This is a genomic window from Agrobacterium sp. 16-2014-1-2a, from assembly GCF_053522705.1.
Genome location: NZ_JBNWBX010000013.1, coordinates 89,491 through 108,491 on the forward strand (window position 1 = coordinate 89,491; position 19,001 = coordinate 108,491).

Here is a 19,001-nt window from a genome sequence, read left to right on the forward strand (position 1 = left end):
CTAGGTTGTTGCGGTGGCTGGCCGCCGACAGGACGCTGCCACCGCAACGAATGCCGTGATGCTGACCGCGCCGAGACATGCGTTTCCAATGAGTGACAGGCTCAGGCCAAAGTTTTCCATGGACGCCGCGAACGCGAAGGGTGCCCCGGCTCCGAGCGCCAGTCGAGCTGCCGCCATCTTGCCCGTGATCGCGCCATACCCTTCCGATCCGAACAGATAGAGTGGCAGGCTACCCTGCGCGATGCTGTTGATGCCTGACCCAAGCCCGAGGCAGATTGCGAACGCGACTGACCCCGGTAGCCAGTCTCGCGTTGCCAGCAAGATCAGGATGCCGAACACGATCAGCACCGCCGACAGGACGGCGAGCGCTGGCGGCGACAGGTTCTTTCCGAAGACCATGTTGATCAGGCGGCTTGCGACCTGTGCCGGACCGAACAGAGATCCTATAACTACTGCCGCGCCACCTAGCCCGATGGAACCGAGCATCGGCACCATGTGCGCGAGGATCGCGGCAAGCGTAAATCCGAGAAGCGCGAAGGCGAACGACACCATGATCATGCTTCGGCGGCGCGCATCGTGGGGGATTGCTCCGATTATGGCTTCGCGAGGCACAGCCGCATCCGCATTCGGTCCGGTCTTGCCGACGCGCATGATCCAGACGTGTAGAGGCATGCAAAGGAACAGATTCAGCGCTGCAAAGACCAGATAGATCTCACGCCACGACATCCATTCGGAAAGCGCGGCCGAGATCGGCCAGAAGATCGTCGATGCGAATCCACCGATCAGCGTGAGGTAGGTGATGCTCCGGGATGCGGTTCTGGGATCGCTTTCGACCAGCGTCGCGAATGCGGCCTGATACTGCACCATTCCGGACGATACCTCGAGCAGGATGATGGCAACGGCGAAGATTGCGACTGACGGTGACCAGGCACAGAGCGACAGCATCAAGGCCGCAAGGCCTGAGCCGACCGTCATCACCGTGGCGGCTCCGATCCTATCCATCTGCCTGCCGATATAGGTTGCCGACAGACCTCGGATGAATAGCGACACCGAAAAGACGCCAAATACCTCCGCCAATGTCAGGCCGAGGTCTTCCGCCATGCCGGGGGCAAGAATACTGAAACTGTAATAGAGAGTGCCGTAACCGATGATCTGCGTGAGGCCAAGCGCTGAGACGATGCCAGCAGGTACTTTCGAATTATGCAATGATATTGCCCCCATCGGACGAAGTGCCGGCCGGACTGGCGCATCCATTGCTTCGCTCGACATTCTCCAGAATCGCCGGATGTTCGGCACAACAGTCTTCTACCAGGAATTTCACAAGCTCGGCCAAAGTGTCGTAACTGGCGCTGTAAAGGATAGACCTCGATATTCGTCGTTGCGAGACCAGGCCAGACCGCTCCAGTTCCTTGAGATGAAACGACACGTTCGTTGCCGAGACGCCCATGCGCTCGGCGATTGCACCGGCGGCCAGTCCGTCAGGACCGGCAACGACAAGTGCTCGAATGATCGCGAGGCGCGTCTCCTGAGAGAGGGCAGCAAATGCCGAAAGAGCCTGATGCTGATCCATACTTCAATAATCCTTGAATTATTGAAGTATGGATAGCGAACAGCGATGCCATCGGCAAGGCAATTTCTTCCGAGATCACACTTGCCCCTCTGGAACATACGTCGGCGTTCGCGACGACGGGGCTGTGAGCGGCGTATGCTCTACGCCTTGCGCGCGTTCTTGTGAAACGCCTCTGATGCGAAACCGGCGAGTTCGCGAATGAAGAAATCGAGCACCGTCGAAGGCTTTTCAGCGGACCGCGTGGCAATAACGAAGGTGGACTGGATACGGGTCTTTGCTGCCATCAACGGCCGGAAAATTCCTTTCTGGACCCAATCATCTGCATAATGATCAGGCAGATACCCAACATAGTGGCCGGACATCACGAACATCGCCTGCGCCTCCATGTTGGAGGCCGAAGCGCGCGCCCGTGCCTGCGGAAAATATTGCAGCTCACGCATATTGGCATAGGGCCGCACGACAAAATCGAAGGATTCGATGCGCTCGACGGAAAGTTCGGCATCGGGAAGATGAAAGAGCTGGTGTCCCTTCGCGCAATACAGTGAATGCGCCTCTTCCCTGAAGCGCGAAAGCTTCAGGCCCTGATACGGCAGCGTTTCCGGTAAAAGTGCGATGTCCAGGCCGCCATTGGCAATTTCCGACAACAGGGCGTCCGGCGTGTCGATCACCAGCTCGATACGTGCTTCCGGCGCCTTTTCGCTGATGCGGGCGATGATCCGGTGAATGGGCAGATCGTGATCGGTAATCGTGTTGTCCACAAGTCCCAGTCGCAACGTACCGGTAATACGGTTCTTGAGCGTACCGATATCGCTTTCGAAGGCGTTCAGCGCCAGGAACAGCACTTTCGAACGCTCATGTACGAGCGCGCCGCGATCCGTCAATTCAAAACCGGATCGCCCTCGCCGACACAGCTTGAAACCGAGCCTGTCTTCCAGTGCCTTGATGTGGAAACTGACAGCGGACTGGCTCAGCCCGAGCGTGATTTGCGCGCCGAGAAAACTCTTGTGCTCCACGACGGCGCGGAAGACGGCGAGAGAACGAAGGTCGGATTGCGCGAGCTGCATGGGGACCGTTACATCAATTTTACAAATATAAACTCCATCAGTTTCCTATTTTTCTGGAATAATGTCCATGGTTTCCTCCTCCCCAATCACAAACCAATAAGGGAACGAAACCATGCAAAACCTGCCCACTCTGAAATCTCTCGCACTCTGCGCAGCTTTCGCCGTCAGCCTCGGCGCATCCGCCCACGCCGCCGATCTTCTGGAAAAGATCAAGGCCGATAAGGTTTTCACTGTCGCAACCGAGGCCCGGTTTGCGCCGTTCGAATTTGTCGAGGACGGCAAGATCGTCGGTTATTCCGCTGACATCATGCAAGAAGTCATGAAAGCCTTGCCGGGCGTTGAGCTGAAGCGTCTCGATCTGCCCTGGCAGGGCATCCTGCCAGGCCTTGCCGCCAGCCGCTTCGATTATGTCGTGACCTCGGTCACCGTGACGCCCGAACGCATGAAGGCCTACAAGCTCTCAGCACCCGTTGCAGATGCGACGATGGCAATCCTGAAACGCAAGGGCGATGCCGAGATCTCCAAGCCGGAAGATATCGCGGGTAAGCCCGTCGGCTCGCAGGCGGGCTCCGCGCAGCTCAAGGCGCTTGAGACGTTTTCCGCCGAACTGAAGGCCGCCGGCAAGGATGCCACGACGGTCTCCAGCTACACGGATTTCTCGGAAGCTTATGCCGACCTCGGTGCCGGGCGCCTGCGCGCCGTCGTCAACTCGCTTCCAAACCTTCTGGAAGCTGCACGCCAGCGGCCGGATGCTTTTGAAGTCGTTCTGCCGACCTTCGGACCGAAGACCTATTTCTCATGGGCGGGCCGCAACGATACTGACAGTGCGACACTAAATGCCTTCATGGACAGTGAATTGGCAAAGCTCAATGCATCCGGCAAACTGGCCGAATTCCAGAAGAAATGGTTCGGCGCGCAGATGGAGCTGCCCGCCACTCTGCCGGCGACTGAGTGACCGGCAGGTCGAACCGGTCATGGACAAGATATCTTTTGCCATCTGGCCGGTTCTTCTGGACGGCCTCTTCACCACGCTGACCGTCAGCCTTTCGGCGCTTCTCCTGGGAGCGCCGCTGGCCCTTCTCCTCGCGGCCTGCGGTCGCAGCGGCCGCCTGCCCCGCCTGGCATCCGGTCTCTACATCTCCTTCTGGCGAGGCACGCCCATTCTAGTCCAGCTGCTGATCGTCTTCTACGTCCTGCCACTTCTGGGGCTGGATCTGACGCCGGTTGCTGCCGCAACTGTGGCGCTGGCGCTAAACACAGCCGCCTTCCAGTCGGAGATATACAGGGCAGGCCTGCAATCCATTCCAAAGGGAGAGCGGGAAGCCGCCGCCATGCTCGGCCTTTCCGCAGGTCGTACATTCCTGCACATTGAAGTGCCTCAGGCCTTCAGAACCATGTTGCCGGCACTTGTCGGCGAGATACAGGCTCTCGTGAAGAACTCCTCACTCGTTTCGGTCATCGCCGTCACCGACTTGACGCGCCGTGCCCAGCAATATGCGGCCACCACCTTCCGGCCACTCGACGCCTATCTCTCGGCTCTCCTGCTTTATGTCGCGGTTGGAGCGCTGCTTGCGGGAATAGGCCTCCTTGTCGAACGGCACCTGACAAAGGAAGCGACGCGATGATTTCCGGCTTTCTGAACGATATTCCTCTCTATGCGGCCGGTTTGTTCACAACACTGACAGTTTCCATTGCGGGTATCGCACTGGCCGTCATCATCGGTATCGTGCTGGCTGCGGCGCTACGGTCGCGGTACATGGCCATCTCCCTGCCGGTAAGGCTTTATGTGGAGTTTGCCCGCGGCGCGCCGCTCGCGCTGATCCTGTTTCTTTTCTATTATGGCGGCCCGCAATTGGGGCTGATCCTCAGCCCCTATGCCGCCGGCATCGTCGGTCTCGGCCTCTATGGCGCTGGCCCCTTTGCGGAGATTTTCCGCGCCGGTTTCAATGCCGTTCCAAGAGGCGAGATCGAAGCGGCGGGAATGCTGGGCATTACCGTCGGCGACACCTTTCTCCACATCCAGATGCCGCAGGCGCTGGCACTGACACTGCCGGCTTCGGTCGGCCAGGCCATTAATCTTGTCAAGGAATCCGCCGTTCTGTCCGTCATCACGCTCAGCGAGCTGACCAAGGTCGCCGGTACGATCAGCTCGATCACCTTCGCGGTCGTAACCCCTTATCTCACCATTGCCCTGCTCTACTGGGCAATCGTCGAAATCCTGTCGCGGCTCGGCCTCTATCTCGAACGCCGCCTTTCCACCGAAGGCTCCTGACATGAGCGAACGAACAGTTGTTATTTCCGCGCGCGGCCTGGAGAAAAGGTTCGGTGACAAGACCGTTCTGAAAGGCATCGATCTCGACATTCATATGGGTGATGTCCTGTGCATCATCGGACCTTCGGGATCGGGCAAGAGCACACTTCTGCGCTCGCTTGCATTTCTCGATCCCTATGACGCGGGTGATGTCGATGTCTTCGGCCGCCTGATCGGCTGGCGTGAAACCCCGCTTGGCCGCGAACGCGCCGGTCCGAAAGAACTGGCAGAGACGCGCCGCCCGCTTGGAATGGTCTTTCAGCACTTTCATCTGTGGCCGCATATGAGCGTCATCAAAAACGTGACATTGGCGCTCAGGCTCGTCCATGGCCTTCCCCAGGCCGAAGCGATAAAGCGCGGCCGCGCCATGCTGGATAAAGTCGGGCTTGCCGCTTTCGCTGACCGCCGACCCGACGGCCTGTCCGGTGGGCAGAAGCAACGCGTCGCCATCGCCCGCGCACTGGCGGTGAACCCTCGCGCCATGCTGTTCGACGAGCCGACCTCGGCACTCGATCCCGAACTTGTCGGTGAAGTGCTTTCCGTCATGAAGACGCTCGCGGCGGAAGGAATGACCATGGTCATCGTCACGCACGAAATGGGTTTTGCCGCACATGCGGCCAACCGTGTCGTCTTCATGGATGACGGCAAGATCGTTGAGGAAGGCGCGCCGCAGACGCTTTTCAGTAATCCGAAGAGCGAACGCCTTTCCCAATTTCTGCAAACCTGGCGCGAGCGCGCACTTTGATATCTGAAAGGACATCTCTATGACTGCCCACGGCTATGACGGCGGACGATTGAACCTGCCATTCGTCGGTATTTCCACCTTTGCCAAAAGTCCCTACGTCGAAAACTGGGACGCGATCGATGCGGATGTGGCGGTCCTCGGTGCCCCGTTCGATTTTGGGACGCAATGGCGCCCCGGCGCCCGCTTCGGGCCGCGCAGCATCCGTGAGGCCTCCACCCTGTTTTCCTTCGGCCACGCGGGCGCCTACGATCACGAGGACGACGTCACATATCTGGAAGGCGTGAAGATCGTCGATATAGGCGACGCCGACATTGTTCATACCGATACGGTGAACAGCCACGCGAATATTGAGTTCGGCGTCCGCAAGATCCTTAAAGCCGGCGCACTGCCTGTGGTGCTTGGCGGAGACCACTCCATCAACATCGCCTGCATCAATGCCTTCAGCGATCAGGAGCCGATCCATCTGGTGCAGATCGACGCGCATCTGGATTTCGTCGATGAGCGTCACGGCGTCCGCTTCGGACATGGCAGCCCCATGCGCCGCGCCTCGGAAAAACCGTGGGTCACCGGAATGACCCAGCTCGGTATCCGCAACGTCTCCTCCACCGCAAAGGAAGGATACGACTATGCCCGCTCCCAGGGCTCGGATATTCTCTCCGTGCGCCAGATCCGCAAACTCGGCGTGGACGCCGTAGTGGAGCGCATCCCCGCGGGCAAGCGCTATTATCTTTCGATCGATATCGATGGCTTCGACCCGTCCATCGCGCCAGGAACCGGGACCCCGAGCCATGGCGGCTTCATCTATTACGAGGTACTGGAACTGATTGCAGGTCTTGCAAAGCGTGGCGAGATCGTCGGCATTGATCTGGTCGAGGTCGCGCCTGATTACGATCACACCGGCTCCACCGCCATTCTGGCTGCGCAGATTCTGCTCAACACGATCGGACGTATCTTCATAGCTCGGAACGCATAAAAAACCGCGATCCGCCGGTACTGGATCCTTGGACACGCAGCGCGCAAGAAGGGCCGCCCTTGGGGCTTCCTGGAGTTCGATGGTCTCGTCAGACGTGAAGCCAAAAGCCCTCCCCGGGGGGAGGGCTTTTGTTTGCATTGATTGTAGCTATGGTTGCGACGGTTTTAAAAGTCCAAAAACGCCAAACGCGCCTCGCTGCACCACGCAAAAATCAGATATCAACGACAAGCCCCTTTGCCTTCAGGACGGGCTCCAGATTGCTAACTTCGATAACGGATTTTCCCTGCTTGTAAGCTTCAATGAAGCCCGCTTCAGCATCTTCGCGAATTTGCGAAAGACGTGCCGATTCCTGAGCGTCAGCACGACGCACAACCACCAAACCGTCCGCATCGCCAACAATGATGTCGCCGGGATTGACGATCTCATCGCCAATGATGATCGTATCGTTTACTGCGGCAATCGTTTCCTTGACGGTACCCTTGATGCAGACGCTGAACGAGAATACAGGGAAGCCAAGGTCTCGAAGCTGCAAGGTGTCACGCACACCGGTATCCGTCACCAGACCACCGATCCCCTTTGCAAGGCAGGCATTTGCCAGCACGTCGCCAAAGGAACCAGCCTCTTCGTACTCACCAGCTGAAACCACGATGATGTCGCCGGGCTTGGCGTAATTAATGGCCAGCTGCAACATGATGTTGTCACGCGGCGCGCATTTGACGGTAAAGGCGGGACCACACAGTTTCATGCGGTAGTCGACAGGCTTGATGCGGGAGGAAAGTGCGCCCCTGCGACCCTGTGCCTCGTGGATGGTTGCCGGCGAAAACTTCGAAAGGGCTTCGATGTCTGCCTTGCTTGGCCGTTCTGCTATATCTTTAATGTGGATCATAAAACCTCCCACGGTAAGGCTGGCGGCGGGAACGTCCCGCCACTCGCATTGAGTTTAATTGTCATGTGTCAATCGTTGCCGTGGCTTGAAGCCAGGCGGGATCAGGGGATCGGGTCGAATTTCAGCTCGGAGAGCGGGACGACCTTGTCCGTACGGGTCATTTTGTATTCGGTATTCGGGCCAAGCCACTTGTCCCAGATTTTGTTTATCTCGCCGGAGGCGTCGAGTGTGCGCAGCACTTCATTGATCTTCGCTGTGAGGGCAGGATTGTCCTTTGCCATGCCGACACCGATCGGCTGATAGAGCATCGGCTCCTCGATCATGCGCATCGGTTTGCCCTTGGTCTTCGATTCATTGACGAACTTGGTGGTGGTCATGGTGTTGGCCACCATACCCCGCGCCTTGCCCTGCTGAACGGCAAGATAGGCAGAGGCAGTATCCTGGAAGGTCAGCGGCTCGGACTTGTTGAGCTTGATAGACATTTCAGAGGTCGAGCCCTTGGTGGAGGCGACACGCTGGCCTTCGTAATCCGACTTCTTCTTGCCGGCATCATCAACCGGCACGATCAGCATTTCCTTGGCGAGATAATAGGGATCGCTGAACTGAATCTGCTCGGCGCGGCTTTGTGTGTAGGCGAGATTGGCGACGGTGATATCGACGCGGCCAAGCTTGACTTCCGGCACACGGGCTTCCACCGACACCGGTTTGACTTCGGCCTTAACGCCCAGTTCCTTGGCGATCGCGTTGCAAAGATCAACGTCAAAACCGGCCATTTCACGGGTCTTCGGATCGGGTGCCGCGAATGGCACGACATCAGCAAAGGTTGCGCAACGAAGCACCTTGTTCGCCATGATCGTATCGAGTTGATCAGCCGCCGCTGGTGACGCGAGAGCGGTTCCAGCCAGTGCAACGGTAAGTGTCAGGCATTTCCAGTTCATGGTCAGTTCTCCTCTTATGATTGATTGGTATCAGTGGCGCAGATCGGAAAGGAACCGCTGCGCGCGCGGATGGCGTGGTGCTGTGAAAAACTCTTCCGGCGTCGCTTTTTCGAGAATTTCGCCGGCGTCGATGAACCAGATGCGGTCGGCAACTTCACGGGCAAAGCCCATTTCGTGGGTCACGCAAAGCATGGTCATGCCCTCTGCCGCGAGCCCCTTCATGACGGCCAGCACCTCTCCAACCATTTCCGGGTCGAGAGCGCTTGTCGGTTCATCGAACAACATGACGGGCGGCTCCATGGCCAGCGCACGCGCAATTGCCACGCGCTGCTGCTGACCGCCGGACAATTGCCCCGGATAGGCGCCAGCCTTGTCGGAGAGGCCTACCCGATCCAGAAGCTTCAAAGCTTTCTGGCGGGCAACATCAGGTGCGACGCCTTTCACCCGGATCGGGGAAATCGTGACATTTTCGACAACAGACAGGTGCGGAAAGAGATTGAAATTCTGGAACACAAAACCAACTCTGCTGCGCAGAAGATTGAGTTCCTTTGTCTTGGTTGCCGCGTGAATATCCTGCCCATCGAGCGTGATGGATCCGCTGTTGATCTCTTCGAGACGATTGACGGTACGGATCAATGTGGATTTGCCGGAGCCGGAAGGGCCGCAGATGACGATAACCTCGCCCCGCGCAACTTCGGCGTCGACATTCTTCAAAACTTCGTAGTCGCCATAACTCTTGCAGACATTGGAAATGCGGATGGTCTGCTGTGTTGATGATGCCGTGTTTGTCATGGCTGCTCCGTTATGATTTTCGCCTGCGCCTGCAATGCCTGTTGCCGGCGACCGACCACACCGGCACGGCGTTTGGCGATACGCCGCTCGACGGCATTTGCGAGATACGTCAAGCTCCAGCAAATGGCGTAGTAGACAACCGCGAGGATGAGGAAGACCTGGAATGGTTGTGTCAGAAGCTGATTATTGACCTGACTTGCCGCAAAGGTGAGGTCGGGTACGTTGATGACGTAACCGAGCGTCGTATCCTTGATCGTGGCGACGAATGTCGAGATCATGCTGGGGATCATGTTGTAAAGCGCCTGCGGCAAGATGATGAAGCGCATTGCACCGAGATAGCTGTGGCCAAGCGCTCTCGCCGCATCCATCTGCCCGGCACCAAGAGCGACAATACCCGCTCTTACGACTTCGCTGAGAAATGCGCCCTGATAGATGACAAGCGTCGTCAACATGATGACGAAGCTCGGCACGTCTGCGCCGGTCCAGAGCGGAACGAGGAAATAACTCCAAAGGATGAGCATGAGCAAAGGCACGCCGCGCGTGACATAGACCAGCCCCGTTACCGGCCACCGCAGGAGCCGCCACTTGGACAGGCGCGCCATCGCCATAAGGATGCTGACAGGAAAGGCCAGTGCGATGGCAAGGGCAGACAGGATGATCGTGTTCGCAAGCCCTCCAAGCGGGCCGTTCGGATATTGCCCGATCAGCAGCAGCAACCAGTTGTCATGAACGATGGTAATCATATCGCCGATCATCCGCGTGCCCTCCACGCCGGATCAAGGCGCATCGAAAGATACGCACCGGCACCCATGATCAACAGCGAGAAGAAGAGGTACAGAACAGTTCCGACAAGATAGATCTCGAAGGTCTGGAAGCTGAGATTTTCAATTTCCTTGATGGCATGGGTCAATTCGGAAGCGCCGATAATGAGGGCGAGGCTGCTGTTCTTGAACAGGGAGACACTGTGATTGATGAGCGGCGGCAGGGCATTGCGCACGCCTTGCGGCATGATGATGAAGCGCATCGCGGAGAGATAACCGTGGCCCAATGCCTTGGCCGCCTCCATCTGTCCCGGGCTGACGGAGCGCAGGCCTGAACGCAGATCCTCACTGAAATAGGCTGCCTGACAGAGACCAAGACCCACCACGGCAAAGATCGCTTCGGCATTGTGACCGATCAGCCAGTCCGTCAAACCTGAAGGCAGGAGCGTGAATATCCCGAAGTACCACAGCATCAATTGCACGAGTGTGGGCACATTGCGGTGGTAGGAAACATAGGCCGCCACGGCGCGATCAGCAAAACGCGACGATGAAAACCGCACGCATAACAGGACCAGCGCAAGCGTCATGGCGAGAGACCATGACCCGATAAAGATGACGAAGGTCATCTGCAATCCGTACCAAAGCATTGCAATATATTGCGGGTCGCTCAGGATTGCCGACAGGTCGAAACCGCTCACGGCTTTTGTTCCTTCGCTGCGTCAGCTTGCGCCACAGTCTGCGGTTTGGCCGTCTGAAGTCCGCCCATAACCTGCAATGTCGGGGTAATTTCCATATGGCCGATATTCATGGAAACTGGCGCGGCAACGGCAAAGGCTATCGCGTCGGCAATATCTTCCGCTTTCGGCAACTCGAAACCATCGATGAAGCGCTCGCGCACGCTCGGATCGTTGCCGTGAACGTGAGTGAAGATATCCGTCGCCACGCGGCCGGGGCAGATCTCCGTTACGCGGACGCGTCTGCCGAATGCATCCAGCCTCAACTGGTTCGAAAGCATGGCGACACCAGCTTTAACGGCATGATAGGTCGAGTTGCCACCGAAATTATAGTTTCCGGCGATGGACGAGATATTGACGACATGCCCGCGATCACGCTCCACCATGCCCGGAACAATCAGCCGGCAGATGTGGAGAACGGCACGGAGATTCACATCGATCAAAAGGTCGATATCCTCCGCATCAGCCTGAAGGAACTTCTTCGGCCTGTCGACGCCTGCATTGTTCACGAGAATGTCGAACTGCACCTTGTTTGCAAGATCGGCAATTGCAGCGCGATCGGTAACGTCGATCGCGTGCGGTATGCAGCCGGTGCGTTCGGCGAGTTCATTCAGGGCGCCGGCGCTGCGGGCAACCGCGTGGACTTCAATGTTTTCGCGGCAAAACCGCTCGACGACAGCGGCACCGATACCGGATGAAGCACCGGTGACCAAAGCGGTCTTGTAATCGGAGAATGGCATTCTGATCCCCTTTTTTGTTACCATCAACACTAGCGAAGCTTTCCCTGCTTGCCTAAGACCGATTATTTTTGGAGTAATAAGTAAGTTTTATGGAGACCCGCAAACAGGCAATTAGAGACGGGATTCCGGGATGTTCTTGTTCCAGGCAGGAGCTTTCCGCTCTGGCGCCCAGATTGCAAAACGCGTGCGAGCCTGTAAGCTGCGCCAAGCATGGATATAAGACGTCTCAAATCATTCATCGTCATCGTAGACAGTGGCAGCATCACGCGCGCCGCAGATATTCTGCATCTGGCGCAACCGGCACTCAGCCAGCAACTAGCCGCGCTTGAAGATCATTTCGGCCAGAAATTGCTCATCCGCAGCCAGCAGGGCGTGACGATGACGGATGCGGGACATGCCGTTTACCGCCATGCACAGATCATATTGCGCCAGATGGAACAGGCGCAGGTTGACGTATCGGCGGCTGGTAACTCAATTGCGGGACGCGTCTCTGTCGGTCTGGTCCCATTCAGCAGCGCTGCAACGCTTTCCGTGGAGCTGTTGGCGGAAACGCGCAAGCGACATCCGGGGATATTGATCCACCTGACGGAAAGTGTGGGACAAACCTATAGCCAGATGATCATGAATGGACGTCTGGAACTGGCATTGATCCACGGCGTCGGACCAATCAAGGGCGTAAAATTCGAGCCCATGCTCAGCGAAGAATTTTATCTTGTCGCACATCGCGATTTCGCAATCGAAGCGGATTCAAAACCGGTGCCGATCGCCGCGCTTGATGGCATGCCCATGCTGATGCCACCCGCGTATAATTTTGTCCGGCGCGCTGTAGACACGGCATTCACCCGCAGCCGGATCAATCTGAAGGTCGTCGCGGAAGTGGAAATCGTCAGGACGCTTGCCCGCGCCGTTGCAAGTGGTCTCGGCGCAACCATCATGCCAAAAGCCATTGCCAACCGGATCGTCTCGGAAACGAGCGAACCACTTATTTGCCGGCTGCTGTCGCCACGGATCGAAGAAACACTGTCGCTCTGCATGTCCGACCAGAATTCGCTGTCTGAGCCGGCTTTTGCCGTCAAGGATATCCTGGTGGAACTGACGGAAAAATTGAAACTTTAGAGTATCCTTTGGCCCGGCAGCCGAGCCAAAGGATCGTTTTCAGGATCAACGCATATCCTGGCAGAACTGCGCAATGCGGGCGCAGCCTTCGCTCAGCATCTCCATGCTCGTTGCATAGGAGATCCGGAAGTATGGGCTCATACCATAGGCGGCGCCCTGTACCGTTGCCACGTGATGCTCATCCACCAGCGCCATCACAAAATCCACATCACCTTCGATTTTGCGTCCGCCCTTGGTGGTCTTGCCGATAAGCCCAGATATATTGGGATAGAGGTAAAAAGCGCCTTCCGGCTTATGGCAGCGCAAACCGTCAATCTCGCCGAGTTTGCTCAGAACAAAATCGCGACGGTCGCGATAGATAGCGGCGCGTTCTTTAAGAAGATCCTGGGGACCGTCCAGCGCTGCAATCGCTGCCGCCTGCGAAACAGTGGCAATGCCGCCGCCGTTCTGACCGTTTACATTGCTTATTGCGGCGATAAGTTCCTTCGAGCCGCTGGCGCAATAGCCCAGACGCCATCCCGTCATGGCGTAAGCCTTCGACACGCCGTTCATTGTCAGAACGCGGTCATAAAGCCGCGGCTCCACATCGGCAATTGTGCCGAATTCGAAGCCATCATAGACAAGATGCTCGTAAATATCGTCAGTCAGGATCCAGACATGGGGATGACGCAGCATAACCTCTGCGATTGCTTTCATCTCCGCACGGGAGGAGGCGGCGCCGGTGGGGTTGTTGGGAAAATTGAGAATGAGCCACTTGGTACGTGGCGTAATCGCAGCTTCCAAATCTTCGGCACGCAGTTTGAAACCGGTTTGTTCGACGCACGGCACAGCGACCGGAACACCCCCTGCGAATTTGACGATATCCGCATAGCTGACCCATGACGGGGTGGGAATAACGACCTCGTCGCCCGGATTGCAGGTTGCAAGCATGGCGTTGAAAATTACCTGTTTGCCGCCTGCGGAAACGATGATCTGGCTGGCATCGTAGGTCAGATTATTGTCCCGCTTGAACTTTCTGGCGATCGCGGCTTTCAGCGCAGGCGTGCCATCCATCGGTGGATATTTCGTCTGCCCGCCAAGGGCTGCTTCGTGCGCGGCCTCGATTGCGTGAGCAGGCGTCGGGAAGTCCGGTTCACCTGAGGAGAGGCTGACCACCTTGACACCCTGCGCGGCCAGCTCTCTGGCGCGTTGGGTCATGGCAGCGGAAGCGGAGATGGAGACGTTTTTCAGGCGGTCTGATGTAGAGGGCATCTGCATGATCTTTCAGTAAGATTTAGAGAACGGGCCAACCAGAGGCCCATTAAGACGCGAGTTCTGCGGCAGGCGCGAGCGTTGCGCCGGAGGCGCTGATTTCACTACGCACGATACGCGCCAGCTCCAGTGAACCGGGCGTATCGCTGTGGACGAGAATGGAGCGAGCCGGCATTGTGATGACCGTGCCATCAATGGCTTCGACCGTGCCATCGGTCAGGAACCGGCGGACACGGGCGCGCACCGATGGTTCATCCTTGACCAGCGCGCCGGGAAGACCCCGCGCTACAAGGCTTCCCTTGGCGTCATAGGCGCGATCGGCCAAAAACAATGCCAGGGTCTTCAATCCAGCGCGTTTTGCCGCTCTCTCGATTTCGCTGTCCGGCGTTACGAACACCACAAGCTTCGGATCAACTGCAGAAATGGCATTCATCATCATATCGGCAAGCGCCGGGTCGCGATTGACCATATTGCCCATGGCCGCATGAAAACTGAAGTGCCCGACTTCGACGCCTTCGCTTTTGGCAATCGCGATCAAGGCCCCGAGCTGATAGAGCATCTGCTGTCTCAACTCATCCGGCTGGAAGGGCATTTCGCGTCGGCCGAAGCCTGCCCTATCAGGCAATCCCGGATGTGCGCCGATGCCGACGCCATTTTCTTTGGCAAGGCGAACCATTCGCGCCATCGTATCTGGCTCGCCGCCATGAAAACCACAGGCAATATTAGCCGACGATACGATCTTCATCATCGCTTCGTCGTCACAGAGCCGGTAAGGACCGAAGCCTTCGCCCATGTCGGAGTTCAGATCGATCTTCATCGTTTCCTCCCTTTGCTCCCTGGTTGTCCGTCAACCCATCGCATTCAGCGCTCGCTTGACCATTTGTGAGGTCTGGCGAACATCATCGACGTATTTCGCAACTGCCCGCTCGGCCACACGCGCTTCCTCGTGATTGGACCTCACGAATTTGATCTTCCCACCCGCGCGTGCCTGTCCTAACCGCCACAGGTCGGCTTCGATCACGCCGGCAATCTTTGGATAACCGCCCGCCGTATTTGCATCGCTCATCTGGATGATCGGCTCGCCACCTGGCGGCACCTGTACAACGCCCGGCATCACACCGTGGGAACGCATTTCGATGGCTTCGGTCGGTTTTATAGGATCACCCGACAGCCGGTAACCGGTCCGGTCGCTGCGGGAGGATATGCGCCAGATCTGGCTCCAGAATTCCTCGCCATCATTGGCAAACAGCTTTTGTTCACCGGCCGGAATAGCACGTATCGGCAAAACGCCGTCCACTACAGGCGGGAAAATATCGCTTAAAGCCACGGAAGGCTCAACTACACCAAGCCCGTTTGATGGCAGTGGTAACAGATCGGCGGAAGCCCCTATTTCGAGCCTGTCACCTTTTGCAAGCGGTCGCCCATCGTGACCGCCGAAACTGCCGCGCAGTGCCGTGCTTCGAGATCCCATCAAAACCGGAACGTCCAACCCGCCCGTAACCGCGACATAGGCGCGGGCGAGTTTCGGCGGCTGCCTCAGTTCCAGTATCTGACCTTCCTTGCCGATATGAGCGCACCAGGAAAGCAGCTCTTTCCCGTCAAGCAACGGGCGCCCATCCGTCCCGGTAACGGCAAATGTTGCTGTTTTCGTAAAACGCAATTTGAATGGAAAAGTCTGGACCTCGATGACGGCAGCATCTGCGGCATTACCGGTCAGAATATTGCCGATCTTAAGCGACAGAGGATCCATGGCACCGCCAGCAGAAACCCCGATGTCACGGTAACCGGGGCGACCGAGGTCTTGCACGGTGTTGAAGGGGCCGGTTTCGATAATCTCGATCATAGCTCGATCCCTGTAGGTATGAAGCGAACCGTATCTCCGGGTGCCAAAAGAGCTGGCGCAGAAGAGGCGGGATCGAACATCTGCAAATCGGCGTAACCGATGGAATTCCACCCATTCGGTCCGGTCAACATCGCCACACCCGTCTGCATTCCACCGATCGTCACGCAACCCTTTTCCATCTTGATCGATGGCACAGTTTTTCGGGGCATATAGATGCGCGCATCAAGACCATGCAGATAGCCAAAGCCCGGCGCGCTCCCAAGCGCGAAGACGCGGTAGGTCGCCTCATGGTGAATCCGCACGACTTCGCGGTCGCTCAGCCCTGAAAAATCACAGATGGCTGGAAGGTCGGCAGCGTATTCGCCCCCATAATGTACCGGTATTTCAACTGTCTTCCCGACAATATCCAGACTGGCTGCTTTATCCCAGGCATCGAGCAACTGAGACACGATGGACTCTGGATCTTCAGGCGTTTCCTTAAAAATCGCCAGAAGGTTCGTCATGCCGGGAATGACTTCCGCAACACCTGCCCAGACTTTTACCGTTTGCGAAAGCGCCCAGATCCAGCGTTGTGCTGGCAGATCAAATTCGCCGGATGCTTCGAGCAAGAATGACCGGGAGCCTATGAACGAAACGCGCGCCTGGCCTTTGATGACGGGCTGGATTTCGTGACGAGGTGCTAGAGTGTTCGATGTCGCAATCATGATTGAAGCTCGATTTCGAACAGCGGATCACCAAAACCAACCAGAGCATCCTGCACGGCAAGCTGATTGACGAGCGAACCGTTACGACCCGCGACAACGGGGATGAGAATGTGGTCGATCCGGATAAATCCAATCACGTCATCTGCAGCAACCAAACGCGGAAGATTTTGCATTTTTGCAGGCAGAGCAGGCTTAGAAGAGCAGAAGAGACCGGCAATCGGCGCTTTTACCACCACTTTCGAAACAGCGCCCTTTGGTGAGCAAACAGTGCCGGCGACGGAAATTGCAGATCTTGCCGAAGCAGAAACAATAATGCGTACCTGACCCTCAGGCGTCGTGATTTCCACGCCATCCACGCCTGCATCCGTCAGCATATCGGTCAAAGCTGTGAGTAAGACAGGGTCGCTAAAGTCGGGCCTGCTCATGCCGCGTTCCGTTCTTTTAGCCATTGTTCAAGATAGTGAATGTCTGTTTGGCCCTGCGCAAAAGCCTCGTCCTCAAACAGGGCGCGCAGGAGCGGAAGATTGGTCGAAATACCCTCCACCCGTGTACCCGCAAGCGCTTGGCGCATCCTAACCATGGCTTCAGCACGGGTCGGCGCATGTACGATCAACTTGGCGATCAAGGAATCATAATAGGGTGACACCCGGTAGCCGACATGGATATGGGTATCGACGCGAATCCCCTCTCCTTCCGGCAGCACAAGATTGGTCACGATGCCTGCCGAGGGGAGAAACTTATCAGGATCTTCGGCATTGATCCGGCATTCGAAAGAATGTCCGTCGCAGATAACATCTGCCTGCCGCAAGTCCAGAGGCTTACCCTGCGCCGCCTTGATCTGGGCCTGAACGATGTCGATGCCGCTCGTCATTTCCGTGACGGGATGTTCGACCTGCAAGCGCGTATTCATCTCGATGAAATAGAACTTGCCGTCTTCAAACAGGAATTCGAAAGTTCCCACCCCGCGATAGCCAATCTGTCGGCAAGCCTCGACGCAAGCCATACCAACCGGCTGGATCACATCGACCGAAATTCCAGGCGCTGGCGCTTCTTCGACCACTTTTTGATGACGACGTTGCATCGAACAGTCGCGGTGACCAAGCCAGACGGCATTGCCGTGCGTGTCGCACAAGACCTGTATCTCGATATGACGGGGATGCTGGAGAAACTTCTCCATATAGAGGACAGCAGAGCCAAAAGCCTGCCTCGCCTCCTCCCTCGTCAAGGTAATGGCTTCATGAAGCAAGGCAGCTTCCTGCACCACCCGCATGCCACGCCCGCCACCACCGCCCGCAGCCTTGATGATGATTGGATAGCCGATCTCATTCGCGATACGCTCAACCGTTTCAGCATCCTCGGGAAGCGCTGTATCCGGTCCCGGTACACATGGCACACCGGCCGCAATCATTGCCCGTTTGGCAGCGATCTTGTCGCCCATCGTGGAGATCGACCTTGCGTCCGGACCGATGAATACGAGACCGGCATCTTCGACAGCCTGAGAAAAGGCGGCATTTTCGGACAGAAATCCATAACCGGGATGGATCGCACCCGCACCCGTCAGACGGGCAGCGATTAAGATAGCATTCTGATTGAGGTAGCTCTTGGCAGCATTCGCCGGGCCAACACAAAGGAAGGTATCAGCCGTTTGGCCATATGGAGCCTGCCTGTCCGCCTCAGAGCAGATGGCCACGGTCTTCAAGCCCAATTCGCGGCAGGCGCGCTGAATGCGTGCAGCAATTTCACCCCGGTTGGCAATCAGGACCGTGTCGAAACCCGGTATATCCGATGTGGTGTTGAGACCTTCCGCCACTACGCGATCTCCGCCAGCAAATCATTGGCCTCAACCTCGCCACCATCAACCTCCGTCAGATAGGTGATCCGGCCAGCGCGTGGCGCAACAATTTTATTGAAGACTTTCATGGCTTCGATGATGAAGAGGGCCTGCCCCTCCTCGACCACATCTCCAGCCTCGACAAATGAAGGTTGTCCCGGCGCGGAAGCGCGATGCAAAACCCCAAAAATCGGGGCATGAACGGAAGTGGCCGATGTGGCGGCAGGAAGGATCGACTCCGACCGATCGATCAGGGCGTCATCCTCGGCTTTGACCGGGACATTGCTGCCAGTCTCTGTTCGAGGTGCGGTTTTGAATATCCGCACAGTTACGCTTTTCTCTGTCACCATGAGTTCGGTGACGTTCGTTCGTCCGACAAAATCAATCAGCGTCTTTATCTTTGGCAGGTCCATAAGCGTACTCGGCATTGTCCAAAGCCACCCGGTAATCCCGCACGATCGGGGTCACTTTCGGCTGCCTTAGACCTAGCACGATAGGCTGTTTGATGGGGTCAGAAGAACTTTTGATGGAGGTGTTCAATGAATAGGGGCCGTGAGCCCGTTGAGTTCGCGAAGCTCGAGTGTGCGTAATGGATCGACCGCTGCACGCCATCAGAGCCCCACGGGGCTGTACCACCAGCAAGTCATTTGCGGTATCCAAGGCCCTAAACGCAAAGTGCCCTCCGGGATGGGAGGGCTTTGTTGTTGATAGTCTTGAAGATATTGGTTGCGGGGGCAGGATT

At 57.1% G+C, this 19,001-nt stretch carries 22 protein-coding genes; 6 read left to right on the plus strand and 16 right to left on the minus strand.

The window, feature by feature from the left end:
• The 3 genes from arsK to ACQZ45_RS26015 all read right to left on the minus strand — a co-directional run bounded on the left by arsK (window position 1) and on the right by ACQZ45_RS26015 (window position 2,634).
• Window positions 1-1,206 carry an arsenite efflux MFS transporter ArsK gene (gene arsK / locus ACQZ45_RS26005; RefSeq protein WP_448742613.1) on the minus strand — a complete coding sequence of 402 codons (1,206 nt, stop codon included), beginning with the start codon at window positions 1,204-1,206 and terminating at the stop codon, window positions 1-3.
• Window positions 1,199-1,570 carry an ArsR/SmtB family transcription factor gene (locus tag ACQZ45_RS26010; RefSeq protein WP_060642171.1) on the minus strand — a complete coding sequence of 124 codons (372 nt, stop codon included), beginning with the start codon at window positions 1,568-1,570 and terminating at the stop codon, window positions 1,199-1,201. Before ACQZ45_RS26010 ends, arsK begins: the two co-directional genes overlap by 8 nt.
• Window positions 1,571-1,710: 140 nt before the next feature.
• Window positions 1,711-2,634 (minus strand): LysR family transcriptional regulator, encoded by a 924-nt coding sequence (locus ACQZ45_RS26015; RefSeq protein ID WP_003518035.1) that lies wholly within the window; start codon window positions 2,632-2,634, stop codon window positions 1,711-1,713.
• A gap of 112 nt (window positions 2,635-2,746) precedes the next feature.
• On the opposite strand from ACQZ45_RS26015, the gene ACQZ45_RS26020 reads away from it, so the two are divergent.
• The 5 genes from ACQZ45_RS26020 to speB are packed head-to-tail and all read left to right on the plus strand — an operon-like array spanning window position 2,747 to window position 6,663.
• Window positions 2,747-3,589: a transporter substrate-binding domain-containing protein gene (locus tag ACQZ45_RS26020; RefSeq protein WP_003518033.1), complete on the plus strand. Its 843-nt coding sequence runs from the start codon at window positions 2,747-2,749 to the stop codon at window positions 3,587-3,589.
• 19 nt (window positions 3,590-3,608) lie between these two features.
• The gene (locus ACQZ45_RS26025; RefSeq protein ID WP_019566611.1) at window positions 3,609-4,259 is read left to right on the plus strand and encodes an amino acid ABC transporter permease; all 651 of its coding nucleotides are present in this window, start codon (window positions 3,609-3,611) and stop codon (window positions 4,257-4,259) included.
• A complete protein-coding gene (locus tag ACQZ45_RS26030; RefSeq protein WP_019566612.1) occupies window positions 4,256-4,906 on the plus strand; it encodes an amino acid ABC transporter permease in 651 nt (216 codons plus the stop codon). The genes ACQZ45_RS26025 and ACQZ45_RS26030 overlap by 4 nt, the downstream gene beginning before the upstream one ends.
• Window position 4,907: 1 nt before the next feature.
• Window positions 4,908-5,690, plus strand: coding sequence for an amino acid ABC transporter ATP-binding protein (locus ACQZ45_RS26035; RefSeq protein WP_003518027.1), 783 nt, complete (start codon window positions 4,908-4,910; stop codon window positions 5,688-5,690).
• 19 nt (window positions 5,691-5,709) lie between these two features.
• On the plus strand, window positions 5,710-6,663 hold the full coding sequence (gene speB, locus ACQZ45_RS26040; RefSeq protein WP_019566614.1) for an agmatinase: 954 nt from the start codon (window positions 5,710-5,712) through the stop codon (window positions 6,661-6,663).
• A gap of 211 nt (window positions 6,664-6,874) precedes the next feature.
• Here the strand turns inward: speB and ACQZ45_RS26045 are convergent, their stop codons facing one another.
• From ACQZ45_RS26045 to ACQZ45_RS26070, 6 genes are all read right to left on the minus strand, one after another.
• Entirely contained in the window at window positions 6,875-7,549 is a 675-nt protein-coding gene (locus ACQZ45_RS26045) for a 4-carboxy-4-hydroxy-2-oxoadipate aldolase/oxaloacetate decarboxylase (RefSeq protein WP_003518022.1), read from the minus strand.
• 101 nt (window positions 7,550-7,650) lie between these two features.
• Window positions 7,651-8,487, minus strand: coding sequence for an ABC transporter substrate-binding protein (locus ACQZ45_RS26050; protein ID WP_019566615.1), 837 nt, complete (start codon window positions 8,485-8,487; stop codon window positions 7,651-7,653).
• A gap of 30 nt (window positions 8,488-8,517) precedes the next feature.
• A complete protein-coding gene (locus ACQZ45_RS26055; protein WP_003518020.1) occupies window positions 8,518-9,279 on the minus strand; it encodes an amino acid ABC transporter ATP-binding protein in 762 nt (253 codons plus the stop codon).
• The gene (locus ACQZ45_RS26060; RefSeq protein ID WP_003518019.1) at window positions 9,276-10,034 is read right to left on the minus strand and encodes an amino acid ABC transporter permease; all 759 of its coding nucleotides are present in this window, start codon (window positions 10,032-10,034) and stop codon (window positions 9,276-9,278) included. Before ACQZ45_RS26060 ends, ACQZ45_RS26055 begins: the two co-directional genes overlap by 4 nt.
• The gene (locus ACQZ45_RS26065) at window positions 10,031-10,738 is read right to left on the minus strand and encodes an amino acid ABC transporter permease (protein WP_448742614.1); all 708 of its coding nucleotides are present in this window, start codon (window positions 10,736-10,738) and stop codon (window positions 10,031-10,033) included. Before ACQZ45_RS26065 ends, ACQZ45_RS26060 begins: the two co-directional genes overlap by 4 nt.
• Window positions 10,735-11,514, minus strand: coding sequence for an SDR family oxidoreductase (locus tag ACQZ45_RS26070; protein WP_003518017.1), 780 nt, complete (start codon window positions 11,512-11,514; stop codon window positions 10,735-10,737). The genes ACQZ45_RS26065 and ACQZ45_RS26070 overlap by 4 nt, the downstream gene beginning before the upstream one ends.
• A 210-nt stretch (window positions 11,515-11,724) precedes the next feature.
• Between ACQZ45_RS26070 and nac the strand changes: the two genes are divergently transcribed.
• Entirely contained in the window at window positions 11,725-12,630 is a 906-nt protein-coding gene (nac, locus tag ACQZ45_RS26075) for a nitrogen assimilation transcriptional regulator NAC (protein ID WP_003518016.1), read from the plus strand.
• 45 nt (window positions 12,631-12,675) lie between these two features.
• Here the strand turns inward: nac and ACQZ45_RS26080 are convergent, their stop codons facing one another.
• Genes ACQZ45_RS26080 through ACQZ45_RS26110 form a run of 7 tightly spaced genes read right to left on the minus strand, consistent with a single transcriptional unit; the run spans window position 12,676 to window position 18,672 of the window.
• Window positions 12,676-13,881, minus strand: coding sequence for a pyridoxal phosphate-dependent aminotransferase (locus ACQZ45_RS26080; protein ID WP_082546185.1), 1,206 nt, complete (start codon window positions 13,879-13,881; stop codon window positions 12,676-12,678).
• A gap of 49 nt (window positions 13,882-13,930) precedes the next feature.
• Window positions 13,931-14,698 (minus strand): 5-oxoprolinase subunit PxpA, encoded by a 768-nt coding sequence (locus ACQZ45_RS26085; protein ID WP_013761974.1) that lies wholly within the window; start codon window positions 14,696-14,698, stop codon window positions 13,931-13,933.
• 30 nt (window positions 14,699-14,728) lie between these two features.
• Window positions 14,729-15,724 (minus strand): 5-oxoprolinase subunit C family protein, encoded by a 996-nt coding sequence (locus ACQZ45_RS26090; RefSeq protein ID WP_025595281.1) that lies wholly within the window; start codon window positions 15,722-15,724, stop codon window positions 14,729-14,731.
• A complete protein-coding gene (gene pxpB, locus ACQZ45_RS26095; RefSeq protein ID WP_025595282.1) occupies window positions 15,721-16,428 on the minus strand; it encodes a 5-oxoprolinase subunit PxpB in 708 nt (235 codons plus the stop codon). Before pxpB ends, ACQZ45_RS26090 begins: the two co-directional genes overlap by 4 nt.
• Complete coding sequence (locus ACQZ45_RS26100) at window positions 16,425-16,853, minus strand: hypothetical protein (RefSeq protein ID WP_025595283.1); 429 nt, start codon at window positions 16,851-16,853, stop codon at window positions 16,425-16,427. Before ACQZ45_RS26100 ends, pxpB begins: the two co-directional genes overlap by 4 nt.
• On the minus strand, window positions 16,850-18,238 hold the full coding sequence (accC, locus tag ACQZ45_RS26105) for an acetyl-CoA carboxylase biotin carboxylase subunit (protein WP_025595284.1): 1,389 nt from the start codon (window positions 18,236-18,238) through the stop codon (window positions 16,850-16,852). Before accC ends, ACQZ45_RS26100 begins: the two co-directional genes overlap by 4 nt.
• Entirely contained in the window at window positions 18,238-18,672 is a 435-nt protein-coding gene (locus ACQZ45_RS26110; protein WP_060642168.1) for an acetyl-CoA carboxylase biotin carboxyl carrier protein, read from the minus strand. Before ACQZ45_RS26110 ends, accC begins: the two co-directional genes overlap by 1 nt.
• Window positions 18,673-19,001: the final 329 nt, after the last annotated feature.

Bases quoted from the DNA above. Each gene is read 5' to 3' on its own strand.
- ACQZ45_RS26010 (WP_060642171.1), bottom strand. From the start codon at position 1,570: ATGGATCAGCATCAGGCTCTTTCGGCATTTGCTGCCCTCTCTCAGGAG.
- ACQZ45_RS26090 (WP_025595281.1), bottom strand. From the start codon at position 15,724: ATGATCGAGATTATCGAAACCGGCCCCTTCAACACCGTGCAAGACCTC.
- ACQZ45_RS26055 (WP_003518020.1), bottom strand. From the start codon at position 9,279: ATGACAAACACGGCATCATCAACACAGCAGACCATCCGCATTTCCAAT.
- speB (WP_019566614.1), top strand. From the start codon at position 5,710: ATGACTGCCCACGGCTATGACGGCGGACGATTGAACCTGCCATTCGTC.
- ACQZ45_RS26015 (WP_003518035.1), bottom strand. From the start codon at position 2,634: ATGCAGCTCGCGCAATCCGACCTTCGTTCTCTCGCCGTCTTCCGCGCC.
- ACQZ45_RS26100 (WP_025595283.1), bottom strand. From the start codon at position 16,853: ATGAGCAGGCCCGACTTTAGCGACCCTGTCTTACTCACAGCTTTGACC.
- ACQZ45_RS26085 (WP_013761974.1), bottom strand. From the start codon at position 14,698: ATGAAGATCGATCTGAACTCCGACATGGGCGAAGGCTTCGGTCCTTAC.
- ACQZ45_RS26050 (WP_019566615.1), bottom strand. From the start codon at position 8,487: ATGAACTGGAAATGCCTGACACTTACCGTTGCACTGGCTGGAACCGCT.
- nac (WP_003518016.1), top strand. From the start codon at position 11,725: ATGGATATAAGACGTCTCAAATCATTCATCGTCATCGTAGACAGTGGC.
- ACQZ45_RS26060 (WP_003518019.1), bottom strand. From the start codon at position 10,034: ATGATCGGCGATATGATTACCATCGTTCATGACAACTGGTTGCTGCTG.
- ACQZ45_RS26020 (WP_003518033.1), top strand. From the start codon at position 2,747: ATGCAAAACCTGCCCACTCTGAAATCTCTCGCACTCTGCGCAGCTTTC.
- ACQZ45_RS26080 (WP_082546185.1), bottom strand. From the start codon at position 13,881: ATGCCCTCTACATCAGACCGCCTGAAAAACGTCTCCATCTCCGCTTCC.
- ACQZ45_RS26070 (WP_003518017.1), bottom strand. From the start codon at position 11,514: ATGCCATTCTCCGATTACAAGACCGCTTTGGTCACCGGTGCTTCATCC.
- ACQZ45_RS26045 (WP_003518022.1), bottom strand. From the start codon at position 7,549: ATGATCCACATTAAAGATATAGCAGAACGGCCAAGCAAGGCAGACATC.
- ACQZ45_RS26025 (WP_019566611.1), top strand. From the start codon at position 3,609: ATGGACAAGATATCTTTTGCCATCTGGCCGGTTCTTCTGGACGGCCTC.
- ACQZ45_RS26035 (WP_003518027.1), top strand. From the start codon at position 4,908: ATGAGCGAACGAACAGTTGTTATTTCCGCGCGCGGCCTGGAGAAAAGG.
- ACQZ45_RS26030 (WP_019566612.1), top strand. From the start codon at position 4,256: ATGATTTCCGGCTTTCTGAACGATATTCCTCTCTATGCGGCCGGTTTG.
- pxpB (WP_025595282.1), bottom strand. From the start codon at position 16,428: ATGATTGCGACATCGAACACTCTAGCACCTCGTCACGAAATCCAGCCC.
- ACQZ45_RS26110 (WP_060642168.1), bottom strand. From the start codon at position 18,672: ATGGACCTGCCAAAGATAAAGACGCTGATTGATTTTGTCGGACGAACG.